This is a genomic window from Occultella kanbiaonis (genome assembly GCF_009708215.1).
GTDB lineage: Bacteria > Actinomycetota > Actinomycetes > Actinomycetales > Beutenbergiaceae > Occultella > Occultella kanbiaonis.
On sequence record NZ_CP046175.1, the window covers coordinates 1,397,110 to 1,411,080 of the forward strand.

The 13,971-nt window shown below is 70.8% G+C and carries 16 protein-coding genes; all 16 read left to right on the plus strand.

The window, feature by feature from the left end:
• The first annotated feature begins 96 nt into the window (after nucleotides 1-96).
• Nucleotides 97-1,686: an ABC transporter ATP-binding protein gene (locus tag GKS42_RS06185; protein WP_154793048.1), complete on the plus strand. Its 1,590-nt coding sequence runs from the start codon at nucleotides 97-99 to the stop codon at nucleotides 1,684-1,686.
• Complete coding sequence (locus GKS42_RS06190; RefSeq protein WP_232847950.1) at nucleotides 1,683-2,957, plus strand: ABC transporter permease; 1,275 nt, start codon at nucleotides 1,683-1,685, stop codon at nucleotides 2,955-2,957. Before GKS42_RS06185 ends, GKS42_RS06190 begins: the two co-directional genes overlap by 4 nt.
• Nucleotides 2,954-4,243, plus strand: coding sequence for an ABC transporter permease (locus GKS42_RS06195; RefSeq protein WP_232847951.1), 1,290 nt, complete (start codon nucleotides 2,954-2,956; stop codon nucleotides 4,241-4,243). The genes GKS42_RS06190 and GKS42_RS06195 overlap by 4 nt, the downstream gene beginning before the upstream one ends.
• Nucleotides 4,240-4,656 carry a cytidine deaminase gene (locus tag GKS42_RS06200; protein ID WP_290368046.1) on the plus strand — a complete coding sequence of 139 codons (417 nt, stop codon included), beginning with the start codon at nucleotides 4,240-4,242 and terminating at the stop codon, nucleotides 4,654-4,656. The genes GKS42_RS06195 and GKS42_RS06200 overlap by 4 nt, the downstream gene beginning before the upstream one ends.
• A gap of 5 nt (nucleotides 4,657-4,661) precedes the next feature.
• Nucleotides 4,662-5,210: a hypothetical protein gene (locus GKS42_RS06205; protein ID WP_154793049.1), complete on the plus strand. Its 549-nt coding sequence runs from the start codon at nucleotides 4,662-4,664 to the stop codon at nucleotides 5,208-5,210.
• Between the two features lie 9 nt (nucleotides 5,211-5,219).
• A complete protein-coding gene (locus GKS42_RS06210; protein WP_154793050.1) occupies nucleotides 5,220-6,515 on the plus strand; it encodes a thymidine phosphorylase in 1,296 nt (431 codons plus the stop codon).
• Nucleotides 6,512-6,913: a YidH family protein gene (locus GKS42_RS06215; RefSeq protein WP_413230901.1), complete on the plus strand. Its 402-nt coding sequence runs from the start codon at nucleotides 6,512-6,514 to the stop codon at nucleotides 6,911-6,913. Before GKS42_RS06210 ends, GKS42_RS06215 begins: the two co-directional genes overlap by 4 nt.
• A gap of 13 nt (nucleotides 6,914-6,926) precedes the next feature.
• Complete coding sequence (locus GKS42_RS06220) at nucleotides 6,927-7,244, plus strand: DUF202 domain-containing protein (RefSeq protein WP_154793051.1); 318 nt, start codon at nucleotides 6,927-6,929, stop codon at nucleotides 7,242-7,244.
• Nucleotides 7,245-7,290: 46 nt separating this feature from the next.
• Nucleotides 7,291-8,421 (plus strand): adenosine deaminase, encoded by a 1,131-nt coding sequence (locus GKS42_RS06225; protein ID WP_154793052.1) that lies wholly within the window; start codon nucleotides 7,291-7,293, stop codon nucleotides 8,419-8,421.
• Nucleotides 8,421-9,608 carry a TerC family protein gene (locus GKS42_RS06230; RefSeq protein WP_154793053.1) on the plus strand — a complete coding sequence of 396 codons (1,188 nt, stop codon included), beginning with the start codon at nucleotides 8,421-8,423 and terminating at the stop codon, nucleotides 9,606-9,608. The genes GKS42_RS06225 and GKS42_RS06230 overlap by 1 nt, the downstream gene beginning before the upstream one ends.
• Nucleotides 9,609-9,755: 147 nt before the next feature.
• Nucleotides 9,756-10,619, plus strand: coding sequence for an ABC transporter substrate-binding protein (locus GKS42_RS06235; RefSeq protein ID WP_154793054.1), 864 nt, complete (start codon nucleotides 9,756-9,758; stop codon nucleotides 10,617-10,619).
• Nucleotides 10,620-10,629: 10 nt separating this feature from the next.
• A complete protein-coding gene (locus GKS42_RS06240; RefSeq protein ID WP_154793055.1) occupies nucleotides 10,630-11,496 on the plus strand; it encodes an amino acid ABC transporter permease in 867 nt (288 codons plus the stop codon).
• Complete coding sequence (locus GKS42_RS06245; RefSeq protein WP_154793056.1) at nucleotides 11,493-12,239, plus strand: amino acid ABC transporter ATP-binding protein; 747 nt, start codon at nucleotides 11,493-11,495, stop codon at nucleotides 12,237-12,239. Before GKS42_RS06240 ends, GKS42_RS06245 begins: the two co-directional genes overlap by 4 nt.
• Nucleotides 12,236-13,228 carry an EamA family transporter gene (locus GKS42_RS06250; protein WP_232847952.1) on the plus strand — a complete coding sequence of 331 codons (993 nt, stop codon included), beginning with the start codon at nucleotides 12,236-12,238 and terminating at the stop codon, nucleotides 13,226-13,228. The genes GKS42_RS06245 and GKS42_RS06250 overlap by 4 nt, the downstream gene beginning before the upstream one ends.
• 70 nt (nucleotides 13,229-13,298) lie before the next feature.
• Entirely contained in the window at nucleotides 13,299-13,580 is a 282-nt protein-coding gene (locus GKS42_RS06255; RefSeq protein ID WP_154793057.1) for a FitA-like ribbon-helix-helix domain-containing protein, read from the plus strand.
• On the plus strand, nucleotides 13,577-13,969 hold the full coding sequence (locus tag GKS42_RS06260; RefSeq protein WP_168217769.1) for a type II toxin-antitoxin system VapC family toxin: 393 nt from the start codon (nucleotides 13,577-13,579) through the stop codon (nucleotides 13,967-13,969). The genes GKS42_RS06255 and GKS42_RS06260 overlap by 4 nt, the downstream gene beginning before the upstream one ends.
• Nucleotides 13,970-13,971: the final 2 nt, after the last annotated feature.

Here is a 13,971-nt window from a genome sequence, read left to right on the forward strand (position 1 = left end):
GCAGCCCATGGTTGCCCGGGCCGTCGGCTGTGTTCGTCGATCGGCCGTGCCCGCACGGCGATACAGTTCGTGCCACGACGTTGAAGGAGGCAGGCGGTGAAGCTCGAGCTCCGCGGCATCACGAAGCGATTCGGGACCCTGGTGGCCAATGACCAGATCGACCTGGTGTTCGAGCCCGGGCGGATCCACGCGCTCCTGGGCGAGAACGGGGCCGGGAAGTCCACCCTGATGAATGTCCTCTACGGGCTCTACACGCCCGACGAGGGGCAGATCGTCATCGACGAGCAGCCCATGGAGTTCGCCGGGCCGGGGCAGGCCATGGCGGCCGGGATCGGGATGGTCCACCAGCACTTCATGCTGGTGCCGGTGTTCACCGTGGCGGAGAACGTGGTGCTCGGGCACGAGCCCACCGGTCCCCTCGGCATCATCGGACTCGACCGGGCGCGGGCACTGGTGCGGGACATCTCGGCGAGGTTCGGGTTCGACGTGGACCCCGACGCCCTGATCGAGGACCTGCCGGTCGGCGTGCAGCAGCGCGTCGAGATCATCAAGGCGCTGTCCCGGGACGCCGAGGTACTCATCCTCGACGAACCGACCGCCGTGCTCACGCCCCAGGAGACCGACGAACTCATCGAGATCATGCGCCAGCTGCGCGATGCCGGAACCTCGATCGTGTTCATCACGCACAAGCTGCGCGAGGTCCGCGCGATCGCCGACGAGATCACCGTGATCCGGCGCGGCAAGGTGGTCGGCACGGCGACGGCGGAGGACACCGAGGCGGAACTGGCCTCCCTGATGGTCGGGCGCGCGGTGAGCCTCGGCGTCGAGAAGGAGCCGCCGCGGCTGGGCGAGGCGGTGTTTGCCGTCACCGACCTCCTGGTCGCCGACGTGGTCGGGCGCCCGGTGGTGAACGGGGTGAGTTTCGAGGTGCGCGGCGGGGAGGTCCTCGCCATCGCCGGGGTGCAGGGGAACGGGCAGTCCGAGCTCACCGAGGCGATCCTCGGCCTGCGGGCCCCGCTGGCCGGGTCGATCGACCTGGACGGCAAGGAACTGATCGGGCTGTCCGTGAACGACGTGCTCGACTCCGGCGTGGGATTCGTGCCCGAGGACCGCAGCACGGACGGGCTGATCGGCTCGTTCAGCGTGGCCGAGAACATGATCCTGGACCAGCACGACCGCCCTCCGTACGCGCGCGGCATCGCGATGGACCTCCGCGTGGTTCGGGAGCGGTCGGAGGCGTTCGTCGAGGAGTTCGACGTGCGAACCACGTCGGTCGAGGCGCCGATCTCCACCCTCTCCGGCGGGAACCAGCAGAAGGTGGTGCTGGCCCGCGAGATGTCCCGCCCGCTGAAGCTGTTCATCGCGTCCCAGCCCACCAGGGGCCTGGACGTCGGGTCCATCGAGTTCGTGCACAAGCGGATCATCGCCGAGCGGGACCACGGCACGCCGGTCATCATCGTCTCCACCGAGCTCGACGAGGTGATGGCGCTCGCGGACCGGATCGCCGTGATGTATCGCGGCTCGATCATCGGGGTCGTGGACGGTGACGTGGACCGTGACGTGCTCGGGTTGATGATGGCCGGCGTCGCCCCTGAGGCAGCGCAGGAGGAGGCGGCCGAGCATCCGACCCTCCTGCGCGAGGCGGACGTCATCGCCGACGACGAGCAGAGCGAGGAGCCCTCGTGAGTCACGAACCGGAAAGCCCCCGGACCCCGGAGGTCCCGGAGCCCGGAGCCGAGGCGGGCACCCGCGCGCAGCCGGACTCGATGCGGCCCGACGAGCGGTGGCTGCGGGAGACGATGCGCGGCGTCCTGACCTCCAACTGGCTGGTCACGCTGCTCGCCATCGTGGCCGCCCTGGTGCTCAGCGGCCTTCTGATCGCCATCGCGGACGAGGATGTCCGGGACGCGTCGACGTACTTCTTCGCACGTCCCCTCGACACGCTCGCGGCCGCCTGGGACAGCGTCGCCGCGGCCTACACGTCACTGTTCCGCGGCGCCGTGTTCGACTTCCAGGCGCCGACCCTGGCCCGCGCGATCCGGCCGATCACCGAGACCATGGTGGCGGCCACCCCCCTGATCTTCGCCGCACTCGGGCTCGGGATGGGGTTCCGGTCCGGCCTGTTCAACATCGGCGCCCAGGGCCAGGTGCTGATGGGCGCCGCGGCCGCGACCTACGTCGGGATCACCTGGTCGCTGCCCGTGGTCGTGCACGTGGTCCTCGCCGTGATCGCCGCCATGGTCGTCGGCGGGCTGTGGGCCGGGATCGCCGGATTCCTGAAGGCCCGCACCGGTGCCAGCGAGGTGATCGTCACGATCATGCTGAACTGGATCGCGATCTGGCTGGTCACCTATCTGCTCACCACGACGATCCTTCGACAGGGTGGGTCCCGGCCGATCTCACCCGCGGTCGGAGAGAACGCCCGCCTGCCGCTGCTGCTCGGAGACTCCTTCCGGCTGCATTGGGGCTTCCTGCTCGCCCTCGCCGCCGCCGCGCTGGTCTGGTGGCTGATGGAACGGTCCACGATCGGCTTCAAGTTCCGCGCCGTCGGCGCGAACCTGGACGCCGCGCGCACGGCCGGGATCAACGTGAACCTGATCTTCGTGTTCGTCATGGTCTCGGCGGGCATCCTCGCCGGACTCGGTGGCGCGTCCCAGATCCTCGGCACCGACAAGACCCTGCAGGCCGGCAGCGCGGGCTCGATCGGCTTCGATGCGATCACGGTTGCCCTGCTCGGCCGGTCCAGACCCCTTGGCACGGTGCTGGCCGCGCTCCTGTTCGGCGCCCTGCGGGCCGGCTCGCCACTGATGCAGACCGTCTCGAACACACCGATCGACATCGTGCTCGTGATCCAGGCGGTGATCGTCCTGTTCATCGCCGCCCCGCCCCTGGTGCGGTCGATCTTCTTCCTGCCGTCGCCGGACGGAAGCCGTCGAGTCAAGGAGGTGGCCGCGTGAGCAGCCAGCTGGCCACCCCCCGCCTGAACCCCGAGGGCCTGCTCGACGAACGAGCCATGGCACCGATCTCGTGGCGAACCCCGATCATCCTCGGCGTCGTCAGCATCATCGGGCTGCTCGCCTTCGTGATCTTCACGCCGCCGGGGTCGATCTCGCGGATCGTGGTCTCCAACTCGGCGACCGCGATCCAGATCGACCCCCTGCACCTGCCGTCCCAGGGTTCGGCACTGTTCCTCGTGGTGGTGGCGTTCGGCCTCACCGGACTGGCGTTCTGGGCCACGCTGAACCGGCGCAAGCTCGGCGCGATCCCGATCGTGTTCGGGATCGTGATGCTGTTCGCGTTCCTGATCTGGGCCGTCGCCGGGAACACGGGCGGGCTGCCCCTGCCGCTGCTGCTGTCCACCACGATCACCGCCGCCGTGCCGCTGGTGTTCGGGGCCCTCGCCGGTGTGCTGTGCGAGCGCTCGGGCATCATCAACATCGCGATCGAGGGCCAACTCCTGGCGGGTGCGTTCCTGGCCGTCGTGGTCTCCTCCGCGACCCGGAACCCCTACATCGGGCTGATCGCCGCTCCGATCGCGGGCGCCCTGGTCGGGCTGCTCCTGGCGGTGTTCTCGATCAAGTACCGGGTGGACCAGATCATCGTCGGCGTCGTGCTGAACGTGCTGGTGCTGGGGCTGACGAACTACCTGTTCTCCACCGTGCTCACACAGAACCCGCAGGGTCTGAACAACCCGCCGCGGATGCCCGCCTTCGCGATACCCGGCCTGTCCGAGATTCCGGTGATCGGCCCCGCGCTGTTCAACCAGACGGTCATCGTCTACGTCATGTACGTGGTGGTCGCGGTGCTGCAGATCATGCTCTTCCGCAGCAGGTGGGGGCTGCGGGTGCGCGCCGTCGGTGAGCACCCCAAGGCCGCGGACACGGTCGGCATCAAGGTGAACCGGACCCGGTACCGCAACGTGGTGCTCGGTTCGGCGATCGCAGGCTTCGGTGGGGCGGCGTTCGTCAGTGCCGCCCTGCCGTTCACCAAGGAGGTCTCCGCGGGGCGCGGCTACATCGCCCTGGCCGCGATGATCCTGGGTCGGTGGAGCCCGACCGGTGCGCTGGCCGCGGCCCTGCTGTTCGGGTTCGCCGACTCGCTGAACCGGGTGCTCGGCAACATCGGCTCCCCGGTGCCGTACGAACTGCTCGCGATGCTGCCCTACCTCGCGACGATCTTCGCCGTGGCCGGTCTCGTCGGGCGGATCCGTCCGCCGGCCGCCGAGGGCAAGCCGTATCCGTGAGCCGCACGCAGGAGGCCGCCGTGACCGATATCGACTGGGACGCCCTGCGGGTCGCCGCGCGTGAGGTGATGACCCGGGCGTACGCCCCGTACTCCGGGTACCCCGTCGGTGCGGCCGCGTTCACCACCGAAGGGGACCTGATCGTCGGGGCGAACGTCGAGAACGCCGCCTACGGCGTCACCCTGTGCGCGGAATGCTCGCTGGTGTCGGCGCTGATCACCGGCGGCGGGGGCCGGCTGGCCGCGTTCACCTGCGTGAACCGCAACGGGGACACGATCATGCCGTGTGGCCGGTGCAGGCAGCTCCTCTGGGAGCACGGCGGCCCGGACCTGCTCGTGGAGACCGTCTCCGGCATCCGGCCGATGACCGAGGTCCTCCCGGACGCATTCGGGCCCGGCGACCTGGAGGCCTGAGCCCGGTGGGAGGCACGGAGTGGGTCACGGCGGTCGCCGCGATCGGCGCGCTGGCCGCCGCCATCTGGGCGGGGATCACCGCGCGCGACCTGTACCGGGTGGAGACCGACCGGGACCAGCGCTCCGAGGACGATCGCCGCCGGGCCCAGGCGACACAGGTCGCCGCGTGGATCGTGATCGAGCTCGAGGCGGATGCGGACACCCCTCGCGGCGTCGGCGTCGTGGTCCACAACTCGTCCGACTCGGTCATCTACGACGTCGAGATCGAGACGTCGGCGAAGAACGGCCGGACCCCCAAGCCGATCCGGATGGAACTGCTGCCGCCCGGCGACTACTACCTGCGCGAGAAACACGCCCACCCCCGGGGCTGGGCCTTCGCCAGGTCCACCGAGGAGGTCCTCGACGCGACCCTGCGGCCGGTGACCACGAGCCGCGACCTACGGGTGCAGTCCTTGACCTTCCGGGACTCCGCGGACCTGCGCTGGCGTCGGACCCGCAACGGCGAACTCGTCGGGGTCCGCGACGACGCGGCTCCGGCGGACCCGGCTCACTAGGCTGAGGCCATGAGTGAAGCCTTCGACGCCGTCGACGTCATCCGTGCCAAGCGGGACCAGCAGGTCCTCACCGACGCGCAGATCGACTGGGTCATCGACGCCTACACCCGTGGGGTGGTCGCCGAGGAACAGATGGCGGCGCTGAACATGGCGATCCTGTTGAACGGCATGACCCGGCCGGAGATCGCCCGCTGGACCGCCGCGATGATCGCCTCCGGCGAGCGGATGGACTTCTCCACGCTGCGGCGGCCCACGGCGGACAAGCACTCCACCGGCGGCGTCGGGGACAAGATCACCCTCCCGCTGGCGCCGCTGGTCGCCGTGTTCGGGGTCGCCGTGCCGCAACTGTCCGGCCGCGGGCTCGGACACACCGGCGGCACCCTGGACAAGCTCGAGTCGATCCCGGGCTGGCGGGCCGCGCTCACGAACGCGGAGATGCTCGCTCAGCTCGACGACGTCGGCGCCGTCATCTGCCAGGCAGGTTCCGGGCTGGCGCCCGCCGACCGCAAGCTGTACGCGCTGCGTGACGTGACCGGCACCGTCGAGTCGATCCCGCTCATCGCATCCTCGATCATGAGCAAGAAGATCGCCGAGGGCACCGGCGCCCTCGTGCTGGACGTGAAGGTCGGGTCCGGGGCGTTCATGAAGAACCTCGAGGACGCCCGCGAGCTGGCCCGCACCATGGTGGACCTCGGCACGGACGCCGGAGTGCGCACGAGCGCGCTGCTGACGGACATGTCCACGCCGCTCGGGCTCACCGCCGGCAACGCGCTCGAGGTGCGCGAGTCGGTCGAGGTGCTCGCCGGTGGCGGTCCCGCGGACGTCGTCGACCTCACCGTGGCCCTCGCCCGGGAGATGCTCGACGCCGCCGGCCGACCCGACGCAGACCCCGCCGCCGCGCTCGCGGACGGTCGGGCCATGGACGTCTGGCGCGCCATGATCGCCGCCCAGGGCGGCGACCCGGACGCACCGCTGCCGACGGCGAAGCACAGCGAGCAGGTCCTCGCACCTGCCGACGGGGTGCTCGTGGCGCTGGACGCGCTCGCCGTGGGTATCGCGTCCTGGCGCCTCGGCGCGGGCCGGGCCCGCCGCGAGGACACAGTCCAGGCGGGCGCGGGCATCGAACTGCACGCGAAGCCCGGCGCACCGGTGCGCGCGGGACAGGTCCTGATGACCCTGCACACCGACACCCCCGACCGGTTCGACCGGGCCGCCGAGGCCCTCGCCGACGCCGTCACGATCGCCCCCGAGGGATCCCGGCCGGCGACGGGCGCGGTGGTGCTCGAACGGGTCGGAGCCGCGTGAGCGACATCAGCCCGGACCCCGCCACCGGACCCGAGCGTCGGCCCGCGTCGGTGTACGGCGTCGGCACGGAACCGGACGCCCGGTTCTCCCTCGCGAACGAGCGCACCGCGCTCGCGTGGCTGCGCACGGGCCTGGCCCTCGTGGCCGGTGGGGTGGCCCTGACCACGTTGGCGACGTTCGCCGTCGCCGGCCCGCTGCTGGATCTCGTGGCCGCGCTGGCCTGCCTGGCCGGTGGCACCCTCGCCGTCGGGGCACTGGTGGGCTGGCGGCGCACCGAGCGTGCGCTGCGTCTGGGCCGGCCGCTGCCGGCGCCGAGTGCACTGCCGATCCTGGTGATCGGCGTCGCGGCGATCGCCGCGGTGCTGGCCGGCTACGCCGTGGTCCAGGCGTTCGGATGACTCGGCGCAGCCGGTGAGAGCCGTCGAAGGGCTCGCGGGCGACCCCGGGGCCCAGCCCCAGCGGACGATGCTGGCGTGGAACCGCACCATGCTCGCGGCGGTGCTCGGCGCGATGCTCGTCGCGCTCACGGCCGAGCGACAACAGCGCCCGGTGATCGCCGCGGTCGCCGGCCTCGCCGCGCTGGCGCTACTCGTCCTCGTGTTGCGCGACCTGCGCCGCTGGCGCCACGACGGCAGCGGCCCGTGGACCTCACTGCTGCACGTCGGCATCGCCGTGATGGTGCTCGCCGCGCTGGGTGGCGCTCTCGCGATCGTCGGGCTCGTGCCCTGAGCTCGGGCGCGCGCGCCGTTCGGGGACGGACCATTACGCTCGGTCCATGACGCTCACCCACGAGGACATCGTCGCGCTGCCGAAGGTGGTGCTCCACGATCACCTCGACGGTGGCCTGCGCCCCGCGACCATCATCGAACTGGCCGCAGATGCCGGACACGACCTGCCGAGCACGGACCCCGACGAGCTCGCGGCGTGGTTCGTGCAGGCCGCCAGTGCCGGAGACCTGACCCGCTACCTCGAGACGTTCGCCCACACGCTCGCCGTCACCCAGACCGAGCCAAGCCTGCGCAGGGTGGCCCGGGAGGCCGTGGTGGACCTCGCCGCCGACGGTGTCGTGTACGCCGAGCTTCGGTACGCCCCCGAGCAGCACCTCGGCGGCGGGCTGAAGCTCCAGGAGGTCCTCGACGCCGTGCACGCGGGCCTCGCCGAGGGTGTGGCCGAGGCAGCCGCGGCCGGCCGGCGGATCCGGGTCGGCACCCTGCCGTCCGCGATGCGGCAGTTCGACCGGGGCGCCGAGATCGCCGAGGTGACCCTCGCGAACCGGGATCGCGGCTCCGTCGGCTTCGACATCGCCGGCCCGGAGGACGGCTTCCCGCCGTCGCGCCACCTCACCGCGCTGCGCACCCTGCGGGAGGCGAACTTCCCGTACACGGTGCACGCCGGCGAGGCCGCCGGCCTCGAGAGCATCTGGGAGGCCGTCCAACTGTGCGGCGCGCTCCGGCTCGGCCACGGCGTGCGCATCATGGACGACATCGAGCTCGGCACCGACCCGGACGGCGAGCTGTTCGCGGCGCTCGGCGACCTGGCCCAGTGGGTGCTCGACCGGCAGATCCCGCTCGAGATCTGCCCGCAGTCGAACCTGCAGACGGGCATCGCCGCAACGGTGGCCGAACACCCGATCACCGTGCTCCGGGACATGGGCTTCGCCGTCACCCTCAACACCGACAACCGGCTGATGTCCGGCACGTCGATGAGCCAGGAGATGTGGGCCCTGGTGGACGAGGCCGGCTGGACCCTCGAGGACTTCGAGCAGGTGACCCTGACCGCGGCCTGGAACGCGTTCGCGCCGAACCAGGAGATGCGGGTCATCATCGCCGAGCAGATCGAACCCGGCTACGCCGCAGCGCAGTCCGGTGACCACAGCGACGACGGACGTCGGACAGGAGAGTCCTGATGGAGGTGGCCGGCTGGATCTGGGCCGTCACGGTCGCAGGGATCGTGGGGCTGCTGTTCTTCGACTTCTGGTTCCACGTGCGCAAGGCCCACATCCCCACCCTTCCCGAGGCCGCCAGGTGGTCCGCGATCTACGTCGGCATCGCGCTGCTGTTCGGGGTGGGCGTGCTCGTCCTCGGCGGCACCGACATGGGCACCGAGTACTTCGCCGGGTACATCACCGAGAAGGCACTCTCGGTGGACAACCTGTTCGTGTTCCTCATCATCATGACGAGCTTCAAGGTGCCCCGGGCGGACCAGCAGAAGGTCCTGCTGTTCGGCATCGTGTTCTCGCTGATCGCCCGTACCGGGTTCATCTTCCTCGGCGCCGCCCTGATCAACAGCTTCGCCTGGGTCTTCTACTTCTTCGGGCTGATCCTGCTGATCACGGCGGGCAACATGCTCAAGCCGGGTCATGACGACGACGGCGAGAACGTGGTGGTCCGGCTCGCCCGCCGGTTCCTGCACACTTCCGAGCACTACGACGGCGACAAGCTCTTCACCATCGTGGACGGGCGGCGCGCGCTGACCCCGATGCTGCTCGTGATGGTGGCGATCGGCGGCACCGACGTGCTGTTCGCGCTCGACTCGATCCCGGCGATCTTCGGGCTGACCACGAACGTGTACATCGTGTTCACGGCCACCACGTTCTCCCTGCTCGGGCTGCGCCAGCTCTACTTCCTGCTCGACGGACTGCTGGACCGGCTGATCTACCTCTCCTACGGACTGGCCGCCATCCTCGCGTTCATCGGCGTCAAGCTCATCCTGCATGCGCTGCACGAGAACAACGTCCCCTTCATCAACGGCGGCGAGCATGTGGACGTCGTCGAGATCTCCACGGCGCTGTCCCTGTCGGTGATCATCGGGGTACTCGTGGTCACGATCGTCGCCTCGCTGGTCAGTCCGAAGGGCCGGGCACAGAACGCCATCAAGGGCGCCGAGAGGCACGCGAAGTCCTACCTCGAGGTCGAGGACGAGGACCCGAAGGTGCAGGAGGAGGTGTACGCCGACCTGCTCGCCGAGGAGGCGGTGCTGAAGGCCCTCCCGGAGAAGTACCGGGCCCGGATCCGGGACGAGGCCAACTTCATGGCGCTGCTCGAGCGGGTCCACCGCGTGCACGACGAACGGGTCAACGACCCCCGGCGCTGACTGCGCCGACCCCGCCAGCAGTGACGTACGTCTCGGTCTCCGACCGCCGCGGTCCTACGGAGCGGGGTTGTTCTAGAGTTCAAGTGTCGCCGGCGGGCATCGCCCGACGGCCGTCGCCACCCCGGATCACCTGAGAAAGGCCCTGTTGTGCGCCGTCGTCTTCCTGCCCTGGTCCTGATCGCAGCCATCGCCGGAGTGGCCGCGTGTTCGTCCGGCGGTTCCGAGGACCCCACCACGGGCACCGGGGCCACCGGTGACCCGGTCGCCGAGTGCGCGCCCGGCGAGCTGACGACCCTGGCCGACGGCGTCCTGACCGTCGGCACGAGCGTCCCCTACGAGCCCTGGTACGTGGGCGAGGACCCCACCACGGGGGAGGGCTTCGAGTCGGCCCTCGTCTACGCCGTCGCCGAGCAGCTCGGCTACGCCGAGGACCAGGTGACGTGGGAGACCGTGACCTTCGAGCAGATCATCGCGCCCAGCATCAAGCCGTTCGACTTCGCCGCGTACCAGACCACGATCACCCCCGAACGGGCCGAGGTGGTCGACTTCTCCAGCCCGTACCTGGACACCCTGCAAGGACTGGTGGTGCAGGAGGCCGGCCCGTACGGGAGCGCCACCACGCTCGCCGAGCTCGAGGGTGCGCGGGTGGGGGTGACCGCCGGCCAGACCTCGATGCCGATCGCCGAAGCCGCCTGGGGCGACGCCGTCGAGCTGGTGCCGTTCGACGACGCCGGGCTCGCCATGCAGGCGATGACGAACGACCAGGTCGACGCCGTCGTGATGGACGTGAACCAGGCCGTGTCCGCCTCCACCGTGTACTTCCCGGACTCCGCGGTGATCGGGACCCTGCCCGAGGTCGGCGAGACCGCCCAGATCGGCTTCGTCCTCGACATCGACTCGGCGCTGACCGACTGTGTCTCCGCCGCCGTCGACGCGCTGCACGAGGACGGCACCATTGCCGAGCTCAGCACGCAGTGGCTGCGCACGGACGGCATCCCGGCGCTGAGCTGACGCCGCCGCCGTGAGCGTGCACTGGGCGCCCTCCGAGCGGGCGCTGGCGCGGGTGGCGTACCGGCGCCGGCGTCGGCGCCGATCCTTCCTGGTCGCGCTCGCGTCCACCGTGGTGGTGGCAGTGCTCGCCGTGGTCGTGCTCGTCGGGTCGCCGGGCTGGGAGCGGGCCCGGGAGGCGTTCTTCGACCCGGTCGAGTTCGTCGACGTGCTGCCCGCCGTGGCCCAGGGCCTGTGGCTGAACCTGCGGGTCTGGGTGATCGCCGGTGTGATCGCCGTGGTCGGCGGGCTGCTGCTCGCCATCGCCCGCACCACCACCGCGCCGGCGCTGTTCCCGCTGCGGGCGGTCGTCACGATCTACATCGATGTGTTCCGCGGGGTGCCGGTGCTGCTGGTGCTGCTCCTGGTGGGCTTCGGCCTGCCCGCCCTGCGGCTGCCCTGGCTGCCGATCACGGCGGTGTTCCTGGGCACGCTGGCCATCGTGCTGACGTACACGGCCTATCTGGCAGAGATCTTCCGCGCCGGCATCGAGTCGGTGCACCCCTCGCAGGTGGCGGCTGCCCGCGCGCTCGGGCTCACCCGCGGCCAGACGACCCGCCGGGTGGTGGTCCCGCAGGCGGTGCGGGCGGTCACCCCGGCGCTGCTGAACATGATCGTGGCCCTGCAGAAGGACTCGGGTCTGATCTCGATCCTCGGCGCCGTTGACGCGATCCGGGCGGCCGAGATCGCCGTCACCGGCAGCTACAACTTCACCGCCTACGTGGCCGCCGGCTTCCTGTTCCTGCTGATCTCCGTGCCGCTGACCCGGCTCGTGGATGCCTACAACGCCCGCCGCGGTGGGCGCGGCAGCGGCCGCGCAATGGTGGGGGCGATCCGATGACGGAGCCGACGGCGCCGCTGCTGCGCGTGGCCGGGCTGCGCAAGTCGTTCGGGACCAACCTGGTGCTGGACGGGCTCGACCTCGACGTCGCCGAGCACTCGTGCGTCGTGCTGATCGGTTCCTCGGGGTCCGGCAAGTCGACCTTGCTGCGTGCCGTCGACCTGCTCGAGGAGGTCGACGACGGCGTCATCGAGCTGCGCGGTGTCGACCTCGCCGACCCGTGGGTGGACGCGAACGCGGCCCGGGCCCGGATGGGCATGGTGTTCCAGGCCTACAACCTGTTCCCCCACATGAGCGTGCTCGCGAACGTCTCCCTCGCACCCCGCCTGGTGCACGGCCGGACGAAGGAGGAGGCGGAGTCGGCCGCCGTGGCGATCCTGGAACGGGTCGGCCTCGGGGACAAGGTCACCGCCTACCCCGACCATCTCTCCGGCGGCCAGCAGCAGCGAGCCGCGATCGCGCGGGCGCTCGTCAACGGGCCCGAGCTGCTGCTCCTGGACGAGGTCACCTCCGCGCTCGACCCGGAACTCGTGGGGGAGGTCCTGGACCTGCTCGCCGAGCTGCGGGCCGAAGGCACCACGATGCTGGTGGCGACCCACGAGATGGGCTTCGCCCGGCAGGCGGCGGATCTGGTCTGCTTCCTCGACGGCGGCCGGGTGCTCGAGTCCGGGCCACCCGAGCAGGTGCTCGGCGCAGCCGAGCAGCCGCGCACCCGCGAGTTCCTCGCCAGGCTGCACGCGTGAGCCCCCCGGCCGGGCCAGGCCCCCACGAGAACGACGGCGGTGCCTCCTTCGCGCGCACGGTTCCCGCGGTCCGGGTACAGGTGGGCGGCCTGTGGCTGGGACTGCTGTCAGCGGCCGTGTTCGCGACGTCCGGGCCGATCGCCCGGGCGCTGCTCGAGATCGGCTGGAGCGCCGGGGCGGCCGTGACCGCCCGGATCGCCGGTGCCGCACTGGTCCTGGTGGTGCCGGCCGTGCTGCAGCTGCGTGGGCGCTGGTCGCTGCTGCGCACGAACGCGCGGCTGATCGTCGGGTACGGTCTGCTCGCCCTTGCGCTGACCCAGTTCGCCTACTTCTCCGCGATCGCGCACGTCACGGTCGGGGTGGCGCTGCTGCTGGAGTACCTCGGTGTGATTTTCGTGGTGCTCTGGCTCTGGGTCCGGCACGCGCAGCGTCCCCGGGCGGCGACCGTGACCGGGGTGGCGCTCGCCGTCGTCGGGCTCGTGCTCGTCCTCGACCTCACCGGCGCGAACGACGTCGACCTGGTCGGCGTGCTCTGGGGCCTCGCTGCCGCCTGCGGGCTCGCCGGGTACTTCATCCTCAGCGGCAACGTCTCGACGGGGCTGCCACCGATCGTGCTCGCCGCCGGCGGCATGACCGTCGGCGCGGTCGCCCTCGGACTGCTCGGGGCGACCGGACTGCTCCCGATCCGGGTGGCCGCCGCCGACGTCACCCTCGGCGGCGCGGCGGTGCCGTGGTGGGCGGCCCTGATCGCGCTGGTCCTGGTCTCGACCGTGGTCGCCTACACGACGGGGATCGCCGCGACCCGTCGCCTCGGCGCCAAGCTCGCCTCGTTCGTCGGCCTCGTCGAAGTCCTCTTCGCGATCCTGTTCGCCTGGCTGTTGGTGGGGGAGCTGCCCGGCCTGGTCCAACTCCTCGGTGGCCTGCTCATCGTGGCCGGGGTGGCCGCGATCCGGTACGACGAGCTGGTCGGGCGGCGGACACCCTCGTGAGTCGAGGCCGCATCACGGGTGGACATCATGAGGCATGGACTACATGAGGCAAACATGAAACCATCATGTGATGAGCATGCTCCAGGTGCGTAACCTGCCCGAAGACCTGCATCAGGCTCTGGCCGAACGGGCCCGCGCGGAGGGGATGACGATGTCGGAGTTCGTGACCCGACTCCTTCGGCGGGAACTGTCACGCCCGAGCCTCCAGGACTGGATTGCCGACCGGCGCGGTGGCTTGACGATGCCCATCGACGTCGTTCGTGCACTGGATGACGTCCGTGCCGAGTACGACCCCGACGAGCGCGTGACGCCACCCTGGGCCGAAGAGCCTGCCGCGACACCCCCACCGTGAGACTTGTGCTGGATGCCAGCGCGGCGGTCGACGCGCTGGTGCCCGGTCCGCGACGCGATGGGGTGCTCGACCGACTGGGCGGGGCAGAACTCTGGGCGCCTGGGCTGATCGACACCGAGGTGATCTCCGCGCTGGCACGGCTGGAGCGCACCGCGCAGATCACACCTGACGGGGCCGAGAACGCGTTGGCAGCCTGGTCGCTGTTGCGGTGCGAACGCGTGGCCACCACGGCGCTGATCGCCGAGATCTGGGGTCTACGTCACGGCATTCGCGTCGCGGACGCCCACTACGTTGCGCTCGCCAGGAGGATCGACGCGGCTCTCCTCACCACCGACGCGCGGCTGGGTCGAGCGGCCCTACCGGGAGTGACCGTGCTGCTGGTGCGGTGAGG

Excerpts from the sequence above, each read along its gene's own strand:
- GKS42_RS06210 (WP_154793050.1), top strand. The coding sequence starts at position 5,220 with ATGAGTGAAGCCTTCGACGCCGTCGACGTCATCCGTGCCAAGCGGGAC.
- GKS42_RS06225 (WP_154793052.1), top strand. The coding sequence starts at position 7,291 with ATGACGCTCACCCACGAGGACATCGTCGCGCTGCCGAAGGTGGTGCTC.
- GKS42_RS06230 (WP_154793053.1), top strand. The coding sequence starts at position 8,421 with ATGGAGGTGGCCGGCTGGATCTGGGCCGTCACGGTCGCAGGGATCGTG.
- GKS42_RS06245 (WP_154793056.1), top strand. The coding sequence starts at position 11,493 with ATGACGGAGCCGACGGCGCCGCTGCTGCGCGTGGCCGGGCTGCGCAAG.
- GKS42_RS06255 (WP_154793057.1), top strand. The coding sequence starts at position 13,299 with ATGAGCATGCTCCAGGTGCGTAACCTGCCCGAAGACCTGCATCAGGCT.